Raw genomic sequence first — 19,414 nt, forward strand, 5'->3', positions numbered from 1 at the left:
TCACTGTCGCTACATGCGCGCACGGTGAATCGGGTATACCGCGCAGCGGGGAGAGTTATAGCAAACCCCCCGGCGGGTAAACATGATTTAGAACAGGAAATGTATGCACTTTTCCTTACTTCTGCATACCGCAGTGTAGAAAATGATCGTCAGGAAGAGAAGCGTTTGTTTTGCGTACAGCCGCCGGGCCGTCGGGAAAAAACGTCGGGGATTCTGGATCAATGGCCCTACCAATTCCATAATAGTAACGGAGTACGGTAATTCATTGCAGTTGAGCTGGCGTAAAAGGAAATGATAATGGACTGGTATCTGAAGGTTCTCAAAAATTACTTTGTATTTTCCGGTCGGGCGCGCCGCAAAGAATATTGGTGGTTCGTCCTGATTAACTGCATTATCTCCATCGTGCTGGCTATGGTGCAAAAGGCGCTGGGCTGGACGTTTGAAAATGGGGAGGGGCTGCTGACTATCCTCTATAGTTTGGCGGTATTAATTCCATCCATTGCGGTTTTGGTACGCCGTCTGCACGATATTGGTCGTACCGGCTGGTGGGCGCTGATTGGCCTGATCCCGCTTATTGGCTGGCTGGTGCTGCTGATCTTTACCCTGTCGGACAGCCAACGCGACAACAATGCCTATGGCCCTAATCCGAAAGCGTTGTCCTGACGCGTCGCCGAAGATGGCCTGATGCCGGGCCATCTTTGGGGTATCCCCGCCCGTCACATTTTGCGGCATATTTTATATTCTGAAACAATGCAGCCAGAAGATTAGCAACCGGGCGGTTGGCCGGGTTGCGTTTTGTGCGTAACCTAACGGTTTAGGTTACTTGCTATGCCGTATCGCAGCCGCCCGGCGTCTGCGCATGCCGCCCGTGTCCCCATTTGCATGAATTTGTTAAAAGACGCCATTCGCGATCATGGTGCCGAGTCGGCGCTGTTTCTGCGCCGTACGCTGATTGCGCTGGTACTGGTTATCCTGTGCTTTACCGTACTGGTCGCTAACCTATACCACCTTCAGGTGCAGGAGCACGCCGAATATCAGACCCGTTCGGATGAGAACGACATCAAAACCCTGCCGGTGTCGCCGGTGCGCGGGCTGATTTACGATCGTCACGGTACGCCGCTGGTGGAAAACCAGACGCTATACCAGATTTCGCTGGTGCCGGGTAAGATCCCCCACCTTGACCAGACGCTGGCGGCGCTGACGCCGCTGCTGGATCTGACGCCTCAGGAGATTGCCGATTTCCACCAGGCGATGAAGCACGCCCGTCGTTTTGCCGAGGTGACGCTGAAAGAGGGGCTTAGCGAACGCGAGGTATCCCGGTTTGCGGTCAACGAGTTTGCCTTTCCCGGGGTGATGCTCTCGACCTATCAGCAGCGTTATTATCCCTACGGCGCACAGCTGGCGCACGTGGTCGGCTATGTGTCTAAAATCAACGATCGCGATCTGCAGCGCCTGGACGCCGCAGGACAGCTGGAAAACTATGCCGCCGACCACGATATCGGTAAACAGGGGATCGAGCGTTATTACGAGTCGCTGCTGCACGGCAAGACCGGCAGCCAAGAGGTCGAGGTTGACAGCCACGGACGGATAGTGCGCTATTTGAAAGAGCAGCCGCCCCACGCCGGTGCCAGCCTGTATCTGACGCTGGATCTGCCGCTACAGCAATATATTGAAGGGGTGCTGAAAGGCCAGCGGGCGGCGGTGGTGGTGATGGATCCGCGCGACGGCGGCATTCTGGCCATGGTCTCCAGCCCCAGCTACGACCCTAACCCCTTCGTTAACGGGATTTCCTATAAGGCCTATAGCGCGCTGCTGCATGACACGGCGCTGCCGCTGATTAACCGCGTGACCCAGGGAATCTATCCCCCGGCCTCGACGGTGAAACCCTATATGGCCAGCGCGGCGCTGCTGGCAGGGGTGATCACCCCACAGACGACCTTCTTCGGCGCCCCGACGTGGACGCTGCCTGGCACCCAGCGTCGCTACCGCGACTGGCTCAAGAGCGGGCACGGTATATTGAATGTGGTGAAGGCCATTGAGGAGTCGGCGGATACCTTCTTTTACCAGGTCGCCTATGAGATGGGGATCGATCGCATCCACCAGTGGATGAGCCAGTTTGGCTACGGTCAGCTGTCCGGTATCGATCTGGATGAAGAGGCGCGCGGGGTCTTACCCGATCGTGACTGGAAGATGCGGGTGCATCATAAGCCCTGGTATCAGGGGGATACGGTATCCGTCGGCATCGGGCAGGGGTATTGGACGGCGACGCCGATTCAGATGGTGAAAGCGCTGGGGATCCTGATTAACAACGGCAAAGTGGTGACGCCGCATCTGCTGTACGCCGTCCGTCGCGGGCAGCAGGTCGTACCGTACCGCCAGAGCCACTTCACGCAAATCGCCACCCAGACGTCGCCGGTCTGGGATATCGTCAAACGCGGGATGTACGGTATGGCCAACGATCCTAACGGCACCGGATATAAGTATTTTCATACGGCGCCCTATCAAATTGCCGGTAAGTCGGGTACCTCACAGGTTTTCGGCCTGAAGCAGAATCAGGTCTATAACGCCAAGATGATCCCGGTCAGGCTACGCGACCATATCTTCTATACGGTGTTCGCCCCGTATCCTCACCCGCGCATTGCGATGGCGGTGATCTTGGAGAACGGCGGCGGGGACGGCGTGACGGCGGCACCGGTCACCCGCGCGATCTTGGACTATATCTTCCGTCCGGCGGCGGTATCGCCGCCAGCGGCGCCACGGGCAAGCGCCCCGACGGAGCTGCGGCGTGCGGCCTGATGACGCTACATAAATAGCCAGAAGACCACGACCAGCGGGAAGCTCATTGGCCAGGTTAGCCCTACCATAACGGCTGAAAGCAGGCGTATTTTTATGGAGGGATCTTTCGTGGCAAAAAACGTCACGAACGCACAAAAAAGTACGCCGACGCAGTAGGCCGTTTTAATAAACGACCAGATTTCGGGATGCATGTGTAACCTAATAAATAATCAAATAAGTGGCGCAGGGCAGAACCCGGCGCAATGCGACACCCTGCGGTATCGCTATAAAATGTAAATGCTGTGTGTGGGCGTTATGATGGCAAATTTTCTCCCCTGCGCCAAGGGGGAATCCCCCCGAGCAGCAGAGGATTACCGGCCGCCTTGGCGGCAAGCCGGCATGACACCCGCGGCAAGGTGACTCAGCGTACGACCAGTACGGCGGTAGACGCGTGGCGCACGACCGACGCGGCCGTCGACCCGAGCAGGTAGGTGGTGATGTCCGGGCGATGCGAGGCGACGATGATCAGATCGGCGCCGATCTCCTCCGCCTGCAGCAGGATCCGATCACGCGGCGCACCGATGGCGATCGTGCAGTGCACGCGATCCTCCGGCAGATTGAACTGGGCAGCCACCTGCCGTAGTCCGGCCTCGGCATGCTGCAGACGGTCCTTTTCTGACGGATAGTGGCCGACCGGCAGCGAACCCATGCCGTAAAAACTGCTCAGCGGCGGCAGCACGGCCAGAAAATGGATATGCGCATCCTCCTGTCTGGCGAAGTTTTCTACGTGCGGGATCACCAGTCTGGACATGTTATCTTCAGTGAGGTCGATGGGAACCAGAATGGTCTTGTACATACAATCTCCTGTTTTTTAGGCAAAAGTAAAGTAATGGTCCTGCCTGTTAAGTGTAGCCCGTTTTCCCTCTCCGGGTGCTGAGTTCACCCCAAATAATCCTATGCAGCCGATCCGCCGCCGCACGGTCGAGCCAATGTCACTGATGACGGCGGCGGGGATGGCGCGGGTACTGTCGATGCGGGCCGGGGTGTGGTAGGTTAGGCTAACGTCTCCCGATGGTGGCTGCGGACGTTTGCCAGGCCAGATCGAGGGGAGACACCTGGATTGACTCCTGTTTGGCGAGGTCATGTAATGAAAGACGCGTTGCTGTTCAATGAAGCCTGTCAACTCATTGGGCTGGCGGTGATCCGTTTGCACCAGCATGGGCTGGAGGTAAACAGCGGGAATATTCTGGCGCACCTGCAGGCCCATGCGTCGATGGCGGAGCATGCGCCCCGGCAGAGGCAGATAGCGGAGACGGCGATCGATATATTGGGCGATCTCTAGGGCGTGCTCCGCGCCCGGAGACCATCAGGATGACGGCGCGATCGCCCTGCGGCGTCTCCGCCGTCGTCCCCCAGCTCAGACGTCCGCTTTTTGTCCCGGGCGATTTTATTAGCACAAGCGATCCGCGGGGTAATGTCGTGGCGCTGCGCCCGCTGATCGTCGAGCGGGGTGGCTATTACAACTTACTCCTCCAGCAGCGCGCCGTCGTCAATATCGGGTGCCTTGGGCGCGGCGCCCGTTGGGTAAATCTGCACGGTGCCGATGCCTCTATCCTGACCATAGCTTTTGTCAAAGCGCTCTCTATCCCCGGCGTCGTTAAGGTTGTAACGCAGTCCGAACTGCCCGTCGATCACGATGGCGCCCATCTCGGTGCGCACTAGGTTCATCGCGTGGGAAACGGCTTTGCCTCGAACCGGCGCCATGATGATGTTTCGACTTCCCTCCTGGCTACGCTGCAGCAGTTGGCCGGAGAGTGGCCGATCGGTCTGTAGAGCAACGCTGACATAGTGCTCCGGCGCCACATTTTGTGGCAGCCTGCCCGGCGCGGTGCTTTCTGCGACCCAAAAGTCATTGATCATGCCACACTCCAGCGCGGCGAGGTTCTGTTCTACGGCCTTGCTGCAGATCACACCGTTCTGATTGAGCGCGCGCCCCGAGAATAGGCTAAGGACATTGCTGAACATGCCCCTGATCCGGTGCGGATTGGTATGGCGAGCGATATAGTCAAACGCATACGATATTCCCCGTTGGTGTGCGCTGCGGAGTTCGCCGGTGCGATGGGTTTCCGTCGTCAGCCCGTCGAGAAAGGTGGGAGAGTCGGTGACCCTGTCGAAGAGGGGCGTCGGCTCTATGTGTTCAAGCATATCAACGTCGCTGTCCAGCTGGCGATGGGGAGGTAAAACGATGGGGATAAGATGACCCATAATAGAGGCTCCAGGTTGCTTTGCTACCTGGCAGTCTGTCGCCCGTCCCGCAACCCGTAACTACGGTCAACACCTGAAGTGAGGGATGCTGGGGGATGAGACGCTCCGGCGGCCTGGCATAAATCCATCCTGCCCGCCCGAGAAAAGGGATTGAGGCATATGGAAGGCCTGCGGTGGCGTGATAGCCTTAATGTGACGCACTTGGCGTGCGTGCGGGCGCGCCGTTACCGTGTGGAGAAGGGGGACCGTAGCCTCACTCGGCTCCTATTTTTTATTTTTTTCGCCAGGGGATATAATGATCGTCACGCGTTGATTTAATGTCGAGTTCTGCCCAATGCTTGCTGAAATAATAAAACGATGCCTCAATAACGATGCCGGATGTAAATCTATTTATCATTCTGAAAAAATTGACACCCAGGCTGAGGTTAGCATCGTCGTTAATCTATGGGAGATTAATGGAGAGATAACGTTATTATTGACGAGAGAGGATGACCTGATCCCCGCCAGCGATAGCGTTTGCCCGGAGTGCTGGATTAAATGGGAGGTGCTGAACGCTGAGGATGTCGGTATTACGCCTAGATATGCGTCTTTTACCAGTGAGTGTCAGCAGAATTACTGGCTGAAACGGCACCTGCCGTTATCATGATAACCGCGACTGCATGCCGACCTGATTGAGGATACGCACTCCACCCCCGTGGAATGGTGAAATAGAGGAGCATTGCAAACGCCTGGAGGTGCGTCGGCGCGATCTCAGCGCTCATTGCCGGAGTCAGTCTCGGCTACGGCTTTCCTTGGCCGTGTGGAGGCGTAATAAGAGGCTCTCTCCTGGATATTGATACGCACGGCGTTTGATAAGGCGGAGGTCGGGGGAATGTGCGCAGGGTCGCGTTATCGCGCTAAAGAGCGGTGCTACCCTGCTAAGCTAAATCCGCTAGGAGTTTCTTTATGAGTCATACGCACTACACCGACCGGTGGCAGCACTACCAAGCCCGCGCCGAACTCGCTTATACCCTCGACTGTTTTGGCGATTATCTGGCGAGGATGCACGGCTATCCGTCAGCGGTAGCGGGCTTTGAGGCGATATACCTATACCTGTGCGATAAGCATCATTGGCCGATCGCGCAGACTCGGGCGATGGAATATGACGATATTCGTTTAGCGCTGGCCCTTGAGATGCAGGGCTGGTCGCTGCCTTCTGAGGCGCGGGTAACGTCGTGATGCGTCTGAATGTGACGCCGCCGCACCCGTGCTGGATTCAGCGCGGCACAGCTTGAAAAACTGAATATTCATCAAGGCGGTGTCCATATTATGAGGATAATCTAAAATAGGTTTACGCTATATTTGGCGATTAGGCGAGCGGTACGCCACGAACGAAATGACCACCCATAATAGTCAGCGCTGTGCAATCAGGTAATGGCTGAGTCATTCATGTAAACCGTCAGTCCGTGCCCCGTAGGGAGTCGGACTGACAAAAGTGTAATAATCTTAGGATAAGTGACGAAACAATAAAAAATATACTTACATTGCGACACCAATTAAGTAACTATGACGTCGAGTGATTATTGCTATCCTAAAGCATCATTCTCGACTGAGTATGCGAACTGAACGGACCTTATTATCAAAGGCGCTCGCTTCTGTATCACCCTCAACGCGAGTATAGTAATTTCCGCTAAAATTCTTATCTTCGAAGAAACGTACCGTCCATCCATGAGGGATAGCGAAAGATGATATACGTTCGGAGAAATTATACTGGCTAAGATCAGAGATATCTTGAAGGATGTTCAAGGATTCACCTTTTTGATGTGGATCAGCATACACCTCGAGATGGTCGTTCTTAAGAATACAATGAGGCGAAAACGTGGTTCCCCAGGCATCATAATTTACGATTTCAGTATATTCTCCTATGGCTACACTTGGGCATGTCTTATGTGCCCCTGCCACAATATTAAGCTGGGGAGTAAATATATCCCTCGGTTTTGCATCATCGCAGACTTTACTACCAACGCCATATGGGCCAACATAATGACCGCTTCCTTTTATGTCAATATTAGCAAGAAAAGCCGTTCCTGAAACTAAGGTAAGGCATACCTGTGGCTTTTGCCTTCCATTAATTATTTTCTCTAATCCACTTACGGCATCTTCATCAATATCTCTTGAATTATAAAACCAACTTCTATCATTTATCTTTATAAATGCCGTATAAGATGATGTCCCATCACATCTCAAATCACCCAATCCACGATCGCGTACAGACGTAAGGCCGCTCAGTAATTTTTCAACAAAAAAATCGCGTTGTTCCATATATCCGTCTAGGATTGCATCCAGTGTGTTAGAATGTAGAGTATTTCCAGCAATAACAAGATTATCTCTAATAATACTCCCTTTGACGGAAGGAACCTCACCACCAGTAAACGCATACCCCTCAACTGGACCTGATGATGGATTGCTTAATATTAAAAACTGTCTTGAATCTCTCCCTTCAGTCCCATCCTGGTCATGGTCATATAACCACTCAAGAATCTGATTCCCTCTAACATTTCTAAGAATCATATCTTTTCCATTGTTTAAATTTATATTATTAAAGTTCACCGTTGCTTGTGTTGTTATTGTTCCAATAGGTGTAAGGGCATTCACTTTATCTGTTATGTCTAGGTTAGGTGGTAGGTAAACACAGCTGGCGAATGCTACACCATAAATTCCACTGTTTTCATCGTAGGCAACAAGAGAGAACGTTGCATTTGCGTTGAATGAGATAATTAATACGGAAAATATAAATATATTTAATGCTTTCATATTCCACACCTCTCTCATTAGTATATGAAACATATAAGCGCGCTACGAACACGATAGTTGTTATATTCATTGGTTTAATGCAATTAAAACAACATTAGAAAACAAATAAATCAAAATGGCGTCATTACGCTATCTTGTTGCGTGTTGCAATAGCGAGGCTACTGTGAAGCTTTACTAAGCTAAGCGTGTCGATACATCGCATCATTACACAAAAGTGTTACGCATTACAATTACAATTACAATTACAATTTATGGTAAATCAATATGATTGCCACACAGTATAAAAAATCAATTAATATATTTTATATATATGTTTTATGTGGAATGCATTAAATAAAAGAATATAACGATGGCGCTGTTGTTAAATAATTTAAAGAAAAATTCACTCTGTTGGCCTTTTACTATTCACACAGAGCAGGGATAACCCTGATAACCCCGCGACCGTCACACCGCTAATCCTCTTGTCCTCGGTGCTAGAATTCCCGTTTATCCGGCAGGCAGGTGCTTTGGTGGCTCTGTCGTCAGTACGGTGCAGGGCTTGGGTTTTATGTCGAGGCAGCCTCACCTTTGTAGATGAAATACCAAGCAGGGGGGCGATCTTATGGGCGGTAGTACGGCTAGGTGTACAGGATAAACTGCCGTGACGATGATGCAGGCATCGCTGTGGCGCACCGATCGATATTAAGGTACAGCAGGTATCCTGCCTCTGTAGCCTGGGACGGTCGGTGAATGTTACGATTTGGCGTTGGATAGCGAAGCGGCGCCTATCGGATGCTCGTGAACGGAGAGTGGAGAGACATAGGGGAGGTTCAATTATCCGGAAATCGCAGCTTTATATCTGGCGTAACAAACATTAGCAATGTATGATTGCGTCAAAATGCGCAAACAAATAAGTGTGCTGCGATATATGCGCATCTTAAAATCAAATGGCAACGGACTGAAAGAAATACAGTGCGAATTCTGTTTCAAGCGTTGCCGTTGTGAAAATATCCCGTGTTAGCATGAGCGGGTTGTACTGACTACGATGACCGATGAACTGGTGTTAGTATTACCGTTATTCCACCGGCTCAATCTGCTTAAAAAACTGAATGTCGGGATCCTTCTCCACGATCCCATTTATTTCATTGAGTAATGAAATAAAATAGGGCATTTTACAGTGCTGATCGAAGGCAGCCTGATCGAGAAATTGCTCTTGGAATACCAAAATATGGGATTTCATAGCATCTTCATACAAGCAGTAGCGTACACAGCCAGGTTCTTGTCTACTTACCTTAATCATTTTCAGTAAGATATCACGGAGAATGGTTGCTTTACCTTGTTTTGCCGTGAAGGTGGCCGTTAAATTTATCATTATTATTCCTTTTTTAAATTGCAGTTATTGATGGCTAAGTGTTATTGGTATCTACCCGCTCTTTCGATTAATTCAATTTGATAACCGTCTGGGTCGGTAATGAAGAAAAATTTTGCTAAAACATCACCCTGATGATGAAATACTTTAACCTCTCCCGGCATTAATCCCGCAGCATGCAATGCGCTATGCGTGGCGTGGATGTCATCAACGGAGACGGCAATATTCCCATATCCTGAACCATGGGAATAGGGCGTGCTCCTATCCACATTATAGGTTAACTCCAATTCGAAGCTACTCTCCTCATTGGCGAGATAGACAAGTGAGAAACTGTCGAAATCATACTGCTGCTGCACATTGAGTTGTAATGCTTGAGCATAGAATTTGAGTGATCTATCTAAGTTAGACACTCTAATCATTGAGTGTATCATTTTAGCCATGATGCGCTCTCCCATAGTGAACAATATGGATAATATAAGATCGCGCCGCAGGCTTAAGGTAGTAGTTATCTACTACCGGAGTGTTTTATTTTTAAGGGTAGAGTGAATCGTGAGATAAATGGCGCAATTAGTCGCTCACTCCTGATAGGAGACTGTACGGCAGTACATGCTGCTTGGGCGGTTATATGGGGGCGTGAGGGTGATACTTTGATGGCGTGAGTCACGCCTTGCTAACCTGAGTTACAATACTCTCGAGGTATATGAGGCATGAGCACCTTAGCAGTGAAGAGAAGTTTTTCATATCGATTTTATTATCTATGGCTTCGATGTATAGATTAGAGATAAACTGCCCTAAGGTTTTACTTTGAGAGATAGCGAGTCTTTCCAAGATTTCCCAGAATTTATTCTCTAGGCGTATGCTGGTGACGTGACCGCAGATACGTACGGAACGGGCGCTGCTGGTATAATTAAAGGGATCTTGCCCAGAAAAAATCGTACACATAAAATATACCCTATTATTAATTGTGCTAATTATAGCATAATAGCCCATCCCGATCGTAGTATAAGAGTACTACGGTCGGGGTGGGGCGCATTGCGATACGGTTTAGCATGAGAAGAGAATCGTTTGCAGCAGGACGCTTATCATATAATTATGTAGAGCAAGTCAATAACTTTATGATTTTATTGAGATAAAAATAACGGCGCGACTTCTGTGTCAGTATTAAAACGTCTCCCGCCAAATGTGGGTTCCCGATCATTGGTTTTTGGGAGTCTCTATCACTTAGCAACGTGTTTCTCTCAGATCGAGGTCTTTCTCGGTCATATGTCGGTTTTTATGTCCCAGCCGCCCGTAGGTGGAATTCCGTTCCGTACTGTGCCAGATACATCCGTGAAGAAAGGCTGCGGATCTCATGAAAAGAGGGTGGGTAGATCTCTTGAACCCGTCCGCACTTATCCATTCGACGGGAGAAACCTTTGGTCAGGGTATCGGGCACCAGGGCTCCCCCCGGCCTCCTGTTGAGGCGCGAGCGCTGGGAGTTGAGCAGGTAGTCGCTCGGCCCCGGTAGCCGGCAGCGCGCCAGTACCTCGCGCAGTCGCAGCGGATAGTCACCGAGCTGCAGATAGAGATCGAGGGTCATCGCCAGTCTGGCGCCGGTCTTGCGCTGGATCACCCACAGTTTATCTTCCCGGATATCCTGCCAGCGGAGCGCGCAGAGATCTTCCCGCCGTTGCCCCGTGAGCAGGGCCAGTTCAATGCTGCGCGGTAGCCATGGTGTTTTGGCGTAGCGCTCTATTAACCTTGACCTCTCCCCGTGGTTCTATGCCCGCATAACCGGTGCCAGGGTGAAACTGGCAAAACGGCGCAGATGGGCTACGATTATAGAGCAAGGCACTCAATGCCTGCATAATACCAACTTTTAGCGCACGGCTCTCCAAAAGAGCCATTCCCCTAGACCTGACACAGGAATCGTGTCAGATATTAAAATGCTCCCCGCCAATTTGAGTTCCCTATTATTGGTTTTTGGGGATCTCTATTACCTGCCAAAGTGTCTCCCTCAGATCGAGGTATTTCTCGGTCATATGCCGGTTTTTATGCCCCAGCAGCCGCTGGCAGAATTCCGTTCCGTACTGTGCCTGGTACATGCGTGAGGAAAGGCTGCGGATCTCATGAAAAGAGGGTGGGTAGATCTCTTGAACCAGTCCGCACTTATCCATCAGCCGGGAGAAACCTTTGGTCAGGGTATCGGGCACCAGGGCTCCCCCCGGCCTCCTGTTGAGGCGCGAGCGCTGGGAGTTGAGCAGATAGTCGCTCGGCCCCGGTAGCCGGCAGCGCGCCAGTACCTCGCGCAGTCGCAGCGGATAGTCACCGAGCTGCAGATGGAGATCGAGGGTCATCGCCAGTCTGGCGCCGGTCTTGCGCTGGATCACCCACAGTTTATCTTCCCGGATATCCTGCCAGCGGAGCGCGCAGAGATCTTCCCGCCGTTGCCCCGTGAGCAGGGCCAGTTCAATGCTGCGCGGTAGCCATGGTTTATACGACTCCAGCTGGAGCGCCTGCGCGTAAACGGTCTGCAGCATCGTTTCTGTCAGGCGGCGGCGCTTGACCCGGATCGGCGGCGTACGGGTCTGCGTCACCGGATTGTAGTCGATGAGGCCCGCGGCGATGGCCTCGCGAAATAGGGCGTTGAGAAAGGAGCGCATCAGACCCGCGGCGGAAAGGTGGCCGATCAGCACATAGTGGTGTAGCAGCGAGGCGATGTCGCGGGTGGTGACCTGAGCGATATTCTTCTGCCCGATCACCGTTTGTACGGCCTTGATCTGTGAGCGCCTGGCGCGCAGGGTATTGGCGGCTACGCCGCGGTAGCCGAGGATCCGCAGATACTCCGCCATCCATTGGCTGACGCTGGGGCACGCTTCCTCCATCGGTCGCTGGGTGTCGATATACTGGTTGGCCTCTTGCGCCTGGCGAACGGCCTCGTTTTTTCTGATATAGCCCAAGGGCATCTCCTGCCCACTGAGGGGATTGCGCCAGATGAAAAACCCGCCCTTACAGTACAGGTTGTCCGGTAATTTTGGCGTAGCGCTGTCATCGTTATTTTGGACCATTTTTTAGCCTCTCCAGCAAGGTGGGGGTAGACGCCGCCGTGCCGTCGGGAACGGTGGGCTGCTGCCAGGGTGGCAGGTAGCGGGCATCGCTCTGAATACGGTAGGCGCGGCCGTGGCGGTAGGGCTGCGGGTAAATATAGCCGCGCCGGATCCAGCGCCGGACGGTGTCCACACAGGGTGGCTTATCGAGATAGACTTGCCGGGCCCACGCCGGGATGGTGAGGTAGGTTGTCATGGCGGGCTCCGAGAGTCTGGGGGATGCGTTTTAATAAGAGAGAGTCAGCCGCGTGTCTAGGGCAGAGGAAGGGCCTTAGCAAACAGGGCGGGGACGCTTTAACCAACGGTCGCCGACCAGGTGATAGCGGCGGCAAAACGCCCGGTCGAGTTTCCCTTCTGCGGGTAGTTTGATGCCGATCGGCAGCGGCGTTCGGCGCGGGGTGAAGTAATCATCCAGATGCAGAGCGTTGGCCGTTAGCGCGCGGTAGAGTTGAGAATAGGCGACGCGCACACTGTCGGCCTGGCAGCAAAATAGCATGTCCTGCTGACCGGACTGTTTTTTGGCTTTAATAAAGAAGGCGAAGTATTCGGGCATGGCGAGGCTCTCCTGGCATAAAAAAGAGGATGCGGAAAGGGTGGAGCAAAGAGAAAATCAGAGAGACGATGGCCGGAGCACACGGGAGTTATCCGGCCAGGAGCCTGTACATAAATTTGTGTAATTGCCTGATTTTGATATGTTCAATTCAACATCAAAAGCAGGTTAATTTATGGACGAAAAACAGTTGCAGGCTCTGGCTAACGAACTGGCCAAAAATCTCAAAACCCCTGACGATCTCAGCCAGTTCGATCGCCTGCTGAAGAAAATCAGCGTTGAGGCGGCTCTCAACGCCGAAATGTCCCACCATCTGGGCTACGATAAAAATCAGCCTAAACCGGGTACCAACTCCCGCAATGGCTATTCCACAAAGACCGTTACCACCGGCGATGGCCCTCTTGAACTACGCACGCCGCGTGATCGTGATGGCTCTTTCGAACCGCAACTGGTGAAGAAAAACCAGACCCGGATCACCGGGATGGATAATCAGATTTTATCGTTGTACGCCAAGGGGATGACCACCCGCGAGATAGCGGCTGCGTTCAAAGAACTGTATGACGCGGATGTCTCACCGGCGTTAGTATCGAAGGTCACCGACGCGGTTATGGAACAGGTTACCGAATGGCAAAACCGTCCACTGGATGCAGTCTATCCCATTGTTTACCTTGACTGTATCGTCCTGAAGGTCCGGCAGGAGAGTCGCGTCATTAATAAATCCGTGTTCCTTGCCCTGGGTATCAACCTCGAAGGCCAGAAAGAACTGCTGGGTATGTGGCTGGCCGAAAACGAGGGCGCGAAGTTCTGGCTCAATGTGCTGACAGAGCTGAAGAATCGCGGCCTGAACGATATCCTCATCGCCTGTGTCGATGGTCTGAAAGGCTTCCCGGACGCGATCAATACGGTGTATCCGGAAGCCCGCATCCAGCTGTGCATCGTGCATATGGTGCGTAACAGCCTGCGGTTCGTCTCCTGGAAGGACTACAAAGCCGTCACCCGCGACCTGAAAGCCATTTATCAGGCCCCCACGGAAGACGCAGGGCAGCAGGCGCTGGAAGCGTTCGCCAGCGCATGGGACAGCCGCTACCCGCAGATAAGCCGCAGCTGGCAAATAAACTGGGCTAACCTGGCGACGTTCTTCGCTTACCCGGCAGACATCCGCAAGGTGATCTACACAACGAATGCTATCGAGTCGCTGAACAGTGTGATCCGGCATGCCATCAAAAAGCGTAAGGTGTTCCCGACGGACGACGCAGTGAAAAAGGTGGTGTGGCTAGCGATCCAGGCGGCATCACAGAAATGGACGATGCCGCTGAGGGACTGGCGTATGGCAATGAGCCGCTTTATTATCGAGTTCGGTGAGCGCCTGGACGGTCACTTCTGAGAAAAGGCATTTACACAGAATCGTGTACAGGGTCCCGGCCAGCGGTACGGCTGGGAACGCTGGCGCGGTGGTGGTTATTTGCCTGTCTTGATTAGCGTGATGTCAGCGAGCGCTTGCCGTATCCACCATACGCTTTGCCTTTGTCTTCTCCAGTAAAGCTGATATTGCTGCCTCGTTGTATGGTCTGGTTTTTGATAATGTCATTAACCGCTGTTACCAACGGTGCGAAAGTGATCCATATCCGACGCCTGAAATTAGATCCAGGGGTTAATCTGCTCTCCTGATTCGGGAGAGCTTATGGTCACTTTTGAGACAGTTATGGAAATTAAAATCCTGCATAAGCAGGGTATGAGCAGTCGGGCGATCGCCAGGGAACTGGGTATCTCCCGTAACACCGTAAAGCGTTATCTGCGTGCGCAGTCTGAGCCGCCAAAATATACGCCGCGTCCCGCAACCGCTTCACTCCTGGATGAATACCGGGACTATATTCGGCAACGCATCGCCGATGCTCATCCTTATAAAATCCCTGCAACGGTCATCGCCCGCGAGATCACGGAGCAGGGTTATCGTGGTGGCATGACCATCCTGAGAGAGTTCATACGTTCACTTGCCATTCCTCAGGAACAGGAGCCTGTCGTGCGCTTCGAAACAGAGCCAGGACGACAGATGCAGGTTGACTGGGGCACCATGCGTAATGGCAAATCACCACTTCATGTGTTCGTTGCCGTTCTGGGGTTCAGCAGAATGCTGTATATCGAGTTCACTGACAATATGCGCTACGACACCCTGGAAGAATGCCACCGTAATGCGTTCAGCTTCTTCGGTGGCGTACCGCGTGAAGTGCTCTACGACAACATGAAAACGGTAGTGCTACAGCGCGATGCTTATCGGGCCGGGCAACACCGGTTCAACCCTTCACTGTGGCAGTTCGGCAAAGAGATGGGCTTCTCTCCACGGCTGTGCCGCCCCTTCAGAGCACAGACTAAAGGCAAGGTGGAGCGGATGGTGCAGTACACCCGCAACAGCTTCTACATCCCGCTAATGACTCGCCTGCGTCCGTTGGGGATCACCGTCGATGTTGAAACAGCCAACCGCTACGGCCTGCGCTGGTTGCACGATGTCGCTAACCAGCGCAGGCACGAAACAATACAGACCCGTCCCTGCGATCGCTGGATCGAAGAGCAGCAGTCCATGCTGGCTCTACCGACGGAGAAAAAACAGTATGACGTGCAGGTAGACGAAAGCCTGGTGACCTTCGACAGGCAGCCACTGCACCACCCGCTATCCATCTATGACACGTTCTGCAGAGGAGCCGCATGATGGTGGAACTGCAACATCAACGGCTGATGGTGCTTGCCGAACAGCTGCAACTGGACAGTCTGATCAGCGCAGCGCCAGCCCTGTCACAGCAGGCAGTGGAGCAGGAATGGAGTTACATGGACTTCCTGGAGCATCTGCTTCACGAAGAGAAACTGGCCCGACATCAGCGTAAACAGGCAATGTATACCCGGATGGCGGCCTTCCCGGCAGTGAAAACGTTCGAAGAATACGACTTTACCTTCGCCACCGGTGCGCCGCAGAAGCAGATCCAGTCGCTGCGTTCACTGAGCTTCATAGAGCGCAACGAAAACATCGTGTTGCTGGGGCCATCCGGCGTGGGGAAAACGCATCTGGCAATAGCAATGGGCTACGAAGCGGTACGGGCGGGTATCAAGGTTCGCTTCACTACGGCGGCGGATCTCTTGCTTCAGCTGTCCACGGCACAACGCCAGGGGCGCTATAAAACAACGCTTCACCGTGGCGTGATGGCACCAAAGCTGCTCATCATCGATGAAATAGGCTACCTGCCGTTCAGCCAGGAAGAAGCCAAGCTGTTCTTCCAGGTCATCGCCAAACGTTATGAAAAGAGCGCGATGATCCTGACCTCCAACCTGCCGTTCGGGCAGTGGGATCAGACGTTCGCCGGTGATGCGGCGCTAACATCCGCGATGCTGGACCGGATCTTACACCACTCACACGTTGTTCAAATAAAAGGAGAGAGTTATCGACTGAAACAGAAACGAAAGGCCGGGGTTATCGCTGAAGCTAATCCTGAGTAAAACGGTGGATCAATATTAGACCGTCGGTGGAGATGTAAGTGGATCACTTTTTACCCGTCGTTGACAACCGCCGACATGTAACGGCTTGCGGTGGACAGCTCTTTCTGCATTTCAATGAGTTGTTTCGCTATGTAATACATGGCGTGTATGCGGATTTTAGCGCCAGTAACATCGTACCCATCACGCTCTAGCACCTCTAATAGCTCCAGCTCAGGGGCGCGGTTACGCTCATCCAGGATCACACGTGGAGTTATCCAGGCATTACCAAACTTGCGATCATGGGGATCGGCAGTTTCAGCCGGGAAGTTATAGCGATTCTGATCTACTGCCGCAGCCGGTGCCTTACTCAGGTATTCACCCTCCAGCGGTATACGGGCAGCAAGAGATAGCGCCTCGATGAACTGGTTTTGATGTATGTCTTTGTAGGTTACGCCAAAGTGAGACTTTAGCGCTGACCACATAGTGATAGCGGCTTTAGCGCGTTTGTCCTGGGCGATTGCCTCCACGCGGGATTTGACCAATTCCTTGATGGCCGACTGCTGCTCTGGTGTGAGTTTATCCGGCAGGGCTTTGAGGTTGCGTGAGGTGGTTTTCTGGAGTAGCTGCGCCTCCATGCGGTTGAACTCGGCGATATAGGCCTCTTTGAATGCGGCGGCCTTCTTACCGGTAAAGCCCATGACCAGGAAGACGAAACCATCTTTGGTCATCTCGTAGTATTTAGTGCCGATACCTGTACCGCCATTAGGATTTTCGCGTTGGTAGGACGTCTCCTTAAAATTGAGGAGACGAAATTCAGGCGAACATTCCAGAGAGTCAATTGACCGAAGCACGTTGTCGTGGCGCTTGATGAAGTACTCGGCTACAGCCTGAGAGGTGGTAACAGCTTTGCCATCGTGAATGGTTACACTGGGGGTGTGTACAGAAAGCCGATGAGTCATTTTTCTGTGTCCTACGTATATGTTCAAATTTACCCTGTGTTCAGCAGGGCGGTCGGGTACTTGAACACCGTACGTAGTCGGCCAGCAGTTTTTCCCTTACGGGTGTTGTATGGTCTGCTCGCTACCCGGCCATATCTGAAAGTATGGACACAAAAAAACCGCATTGCTGTCGGGTGCGGAGGCCGCTACGTAAGGTGTGTTCAGCACCTGAGCGGACTATACCCCCGACATCGCGGGTAAAACTAATTCCGATTTATGATACTTTACTTATAAATCATAGGAGTGCAATAAGGATAGTGGCCATCGGCCATCGGCCATCGGTTTCCCGGCCTATAAAGGGATCAGAGTGGTCTTTGTAGGTGCATACTCAGCTGCGGTCTGTGACTCACCGCCATGACGCCCGTAATGACAGTGCCGACCGCAGGTGGGTATTATTATTTCAATTGCAAATTATATTATTGATTATTGTCTTCTACTTAATAGTTGATTGTATGGCGTGATTATACTGACGGTCGGCTTTGTGATAGGAGCGGACGTCGCTGATATCAGATTTAGTTAATCAACTGGGATAGGTCATTATGACAGTAAAACTATTGATAATGGCTCTGTTGTAGGGGAAATAATTGTTTGTTAATTAGCCACAGGAGTTGAGGGTAAATCCAGTACTACATCCACGAACTTAAACCACACTATATTCTCCTGATAAGTCTGTTTTTCTGCCCTCTTTTACGTCAACCCCTACCGCACCGCGATTTTTTCAGTACAAGTTGATTTATGGATAAGATAGGAATAATACTTATTTTGATAGCATAATGCGTTTTACATGGTGGGCTCTATTGATATAAAATAAGGTATTATCAATGCTAGTGACTCATATGAACACTAAGTTAAGTATGCTGGGAACTACAACCAAAAATCTTAAAGGAGGGGATTTTGATATTATATATAATAGGGAATGGTTTCGATTTATATCATGGTATGAAAACAGGTTATAACGATTTCAAAAACTATGTAATGAGAGAAGATTGTGACGTATACGATGCTGTAGATGAATTTGCTCCTGCCGGAGACGAATGGAATGAACTAGAGTCATCTTTAGGTGATATAGATTACTACCACATAATTGAAAAGTGCGAGATACATTTAACTTCTTACGGTGCAGAGGATTTTAGAGACCGCGATCACCATAATTATGAATTTGAAATTGGAAGAATAACAAAGAGCCTGACAACCGACTTACTGCAACAGTTTCGTAACTGGATTAGCAAGATTGAAGTTCCTAAAGATGGACAATACAAAAAATTTAAAAGTCTTGATAATGAAGCAATCTTTCTTACCTTCAATTATACAAGTACTTTAGAACGACTTTACTCAATAAATGAATCTAATATCAAACATATACATGGATCAATTGATGATGGTAGTGAAATCATTTTAGGTCATGGTTGGGAGCGTACCAAAACTGTTAACCCTGCCCCAGGGGCTGACCAGGATACACGGGAGAGCGGAGGTTATTATCTATTAGATGAAATGTTTGATTCGAACTTTAAAAACTGCTCAGAAATAATAAATGAAGAGAGTGTTTTTTTTGATTCATTAAATTCAGTCACTCAGATAGTAGTAATCGGACATTCTCTTTCCGATGTTGACTCTAAGTATTTCAAAGAAATATTAAAACACGCTCCCCAAAGTGCAATCTGGCGATGCGCGCTACGTAACATCAATCAGGATCAAGAAAAAACAGATTTACTTGTTAACTTAGGGGTCAGTAGAGAGAACATTAAAAATGTGCTAATAAGTTCTCTATAAGAGCCATGACATGAATTTCGGGATACATATCGAGGAACACTCTGATTCAAAGGCTTTAATGTCCACTCCTCGCTCTTAGCTGACATTTGAGCAGATGGTTACTGATATCAACGCCTACAATACCCTATACAGCGCCGCCTCAGCCAAACAGCAGTTATCCCAGCTGGGTTGCGGCTGTTGGCGCTCACTGGCGCACAGTATGATCACATCTACCTGATGCGACCCGCGCTTGTTGGTCGCACTCGCTGGCGACTTCTGCCCGGTTTAGGAGGCGTGTGGCTGGAAATCTAAGCGGTATCACAAAAATGGACGATGCTACTGAGAGATTGAGATTGGTGTGTGGCAATGAGCAGCTTTATTATCGAGT

The 19,414-nt window shown here is 51.3% G+C and carries 19 protein-coding genes and 1 pseudogene; 8 read left to right on the plus strand and 12 right to left on the minus strand.

Translation table 11 applies throughout. The annotated features are described in order from the left end of the window. The first annotated feature begins 297 nt into the window (after nucleotides 1-297). Together L1P05_RS07745 and mrdA are read left to right on the plus strand one after the other, a co-directional pair. Entirely contained in the window at nucleotides 298-663 is a 366-nt protein-coding gene (locus tag L1P05_RS07745) for a DUF805 domain-containing protein (RefSeq protein WP_012848432.1), read from the plus strand. A gap of 219 nt (nucleotides 664-882) precedes the next feature. Continuing rightward, the gene (gene mrdA / locus L1P05_RS07750; protein WP_012848433.1) at nucleotides 883-2,796 is read left to right on the plus strand and encodes a penicillin-binding protein 2; all 1,914 of its coding nucleotides are present in this window, start codon (nucleotides 883-885) and stop codon (nucleotides 2,794-2,796) included. A 5-nt stretch (nucleotides 2,797-2,801) separates the two neighbouring features. Here the strand turns inward: mrdA and L1P05_RS07755 are convergent, their stop codons facing one another. Beyond that, nucleotides 2,802-2,987 carry a GhoT/OrtT family toxin gene (locus L1P05_RS07755; protein ID WP_012848434.1) on the minus strand — a complete coding sequence of 62 codons (186 nt, stop codon included), beginning with the start codon at nucleotides 2,985-2,987 and terminating at the stop codon, nucleotides 2,802-2,804. A gap of 209 nt (nucleotides 2,988-3,196) precedes the next feature. Next, the gene (locus L1P05_RS07760; protein ID WP_012848435.1) at nucleotides 3,197-3,631 is read right to left on the minus strand and encodes a universal stress protein; all 435 of its coding nucleotides are present in this window, start codon (nucleotides 3,629-3,631) and stop codon (nucleotides 3,197-3,199) included. A 291-nt stretch (nucleotides 3,632-3,922) separates the two neighbouring features. Between L1P05_RS07760 and L1P05_RS07765 the strand changes: the two genes are divergently transcribed. Then, nucleotides 3,923-4,117: a DUF2767 family protein gene (locus L1P05_RS07765; RefSeq protein ID WP_015461414.1), complete on the plus strand. Its 195-nt coding sequence runs from the start codon at nucleotides 3,923-3,925 to the stop codon at nucleotides 4,115-4,117. A 182-nt stretch (nucleotides 4,118-4,299) separates the two neighbouring features. On the opposite strand, the gene L1P05_RS07770 is transcribed toward L1P05_RS07765, so the two are convergent. Continuing rightward, nucleotides 4,300-5,040, minus strand: a complete 741-nt coding sequence (locus tag L1P05_RS07770) for a hypothetical protein (RefSeq protein ID WP_012848437.1) — start codon at nucleotides 5,038-5,040, stop codon at nucleotides 4,300-4,302. 945 nt (nucleotides 5,041-5,985) lie between these two features. Here L1P05_RS07770 and L1P05_RS07775 point away from each other — a divergent pair. Next, nucleotides 5,986-6,258, plus strand: a complete 273-nt coding sequence (locus L1P05_RS07775) for a hypothetical protein (protein WP_015461416.1) — start codon at nucleotides 5,986-5,988, stop codon at nucleotides 6,256-6,258. A gap of 360 nt (nucleotides 6,259-6,618) precedes the next feature. On the opposite strand, the gene L1P05_RS07780 is transcribed toward L1P05_RS07775, so the two are convergent. The 8 genes from L1P05_RS07780 to L1P05_RS07815 all read right to left on the minus strand — a co-directional run bounded on the left by L1P05_RS07780 (nucleotide 6,619) and on the right by L1P05_RS07815 (nucleotide 12,820). Then, nucleotides 6,619-7,833, minus strand: coding sequence for a DUF1028 domain-containing protein (locus L1P05_RS07780; protein ID WP_071818553.1), 1,215 nt, complete (start codon nucleotides 7,831-7,833; stop codon nucleotides 6,619-6,621). 1,054 nt (nucleotides 7,834-8,887) lie between these two features. Beyond that, nucleotides 8,888-9,184 carry a putative quinol monooxygenase gene (locus tag L1P05_RS07785; RefSeq protein ID WP_012848441.1) on the minus strand — a complete coding sequence of 99 codons (297 nt, stop codon included), beginning with the start codon at nucleotides 9,182-9,184 and terminating at the stop codon, nucleotides 8,888-8,890. A 41-nt stretch (nucleotides 9,185-9,225) separates the two neighbouring features. Further along, the gene (locus L1P05_RS07790) at nucleotides 9,226-9,621 is read right to left on the minus strand and encodes a VOC family protein (RefSeq protein WP_041692507.1); all 396 of its coding nucleotides are present in this window, start codon (nucleotides 9,619-9,621) and stop codon (nucleotides 9,226-9,228) included. 220 nt (nucleotides 9,622-9,841) lie between these two features. Then, nucleotides 9,842-10,171, minus strand: coding sequence for a ribbon-helix-helix domain-containing protein (locus L1P05_RS07795; protein WP_197713303.1), 330 nt, complete (start codon nucleotides 10,169-10,171; stop codon nucleotides 9,842-9,844). Between the two features lie 283 nt (nucleotides 10,172-10,454). Further along, nucleotides 10,455-10,916 (minus strand): tyrosine-type recombinase/integrase, encoded by a 462-nt coding sequence (locus L1P05_RS07800; RefSeq protein WP_306304528.1) that lies wholly within the window; start codon nucleotides 10,914-10,916, stop codon nucleotides 10,455-10,457. A gap of 217 nt (nucleotides 10,917-11,133) precedes the next feature. After that, on the minus strand, nucleotides 11,134-12,228 hold the full coding sequence (locus L1P05_RS07805; RefSeq protein ID WP_012848444.1) for a tyrosine-type recombinase/integrase: 1,095 nt from the start codon (nucleotides 12,226-12,228) through the stop codon (nucleotides 11,134-11,136). Then, the gene (locus L1P05_RS07810) at nucleotides 12,215-12,463 is read right to left on the minus strand and encodes an excisionase (RefSeq protein WP_015871361.1); all 249 of its coding nucleotides are present in this window, start codon (nucleotides 12,461-12,463) and stop codon (nucleotides 12,215-12,217) included. Before L1P05_RS07810 ends, L1P05_RS07805 begins: the two co-directional genes overlap by 14 nt. Nucleotides 12,464-12,538: 75 nt before the next feature. Further along, a complete protein-coding gene (locus L1P05_RS07815) occupies nucleotides 12,539-12,820 on the minus strand; it encodes a RecE family exodeoxyribonuclease (protein ID WP_012848446.1) in 282 nt (93 codons plus the stop codon). A gap of 172 nt (nucleotides 12,821-12,992) precedes the next feature. On the opposite strand from L1P05_RS07815, the gene L1P05_RS07820 reads away from it, so the two are divergent. From L1P05_RS07820 to istB, 3 genes are all read left to right on the plus strand, one after another. Continuing rightward, nucleotides 12,993-14,201 carry an IS256-like element ISEic2 family transposase gene (locus L1P05_RS07820; RefSeq protein ID WP_012848447.1) on the plus strand — a complete coding sequence of 403 codons (1,209 nt, stop codon included), beginning with the start codon at nucleotides 12,993-12,995 and terminating at the stop codon, nucleotides 14,199-14,201. 297 nt (nucleotides 14,202-14,498) lie between these two features. Continuing rightward, nucleotides 14,499-15,521 carry an IS21 family transposase gene (istA, locus tag L1P05_RS07825; RefSeq protein WP_012846921.1) on the plus strand — a complete coding sequence of 341 codons (1,023 nt, stop codon included), beginning with the start codon at nucleotides 14,499-14,501 and terminating at the stop codon, nucleotides 15,519-15,521. Beyond that, nucleotides 15,518-16,300 (plus strand): IS21-like element ISSen3 family helper ATPase IstB, encoded by a 783-nt coding sequence (istB, locus tag L1P05_RS07830; protein ID WP_012846920.1) that lies wholly within the window; start codon nucleotides 15,518-15,520, stop codon nucleotides 16,298-16,300. Before istA ends, istB begins: the two co-directional genes overlap by 4 nt. A gap of 560 nt (nucleotides 16,301-16,860) precedes the next feature. Here istB and L1P05_RS17560 read toward each other — a convergent pair. Next, nucleotides 16,861-17,238: pseudogene (locus L1P05_RS17560) on the minus strand (Rha family transcriptional regulator); the annotation flags it as partial. Between the two features lie 933 nt (nucleotides 17,239-18,171). Between L1P05_RS17560 and L1P05_RS07840 the strand changes: the two are divergent. Then, complete coding sequence (locus L1P05_RS07840; protein WP_012848450.1) at nucleotides 18,172-19,047, plus strand: bacteriophage abortive infection AbiH family protein; 876 nt, start codon at nucleotides 18,172-18,174, stop codon at nucleotides 19,045-19,047. The last annotated feature ends 367 nt before the right edge of the window (nucleotides 19,048-19,414 follow it).

Origin of the sequence: Edwardsiella piscicida (assembly GCF_021733145.1) — a bacterium.
Classification (GTDB): domain Bacteria; phylum Pseudomonadota; class Gammaproteobacteria; order Enterobacterales; family Enterobacteriaceae; genus Edwardsiella; species Edwardsiella piscicida.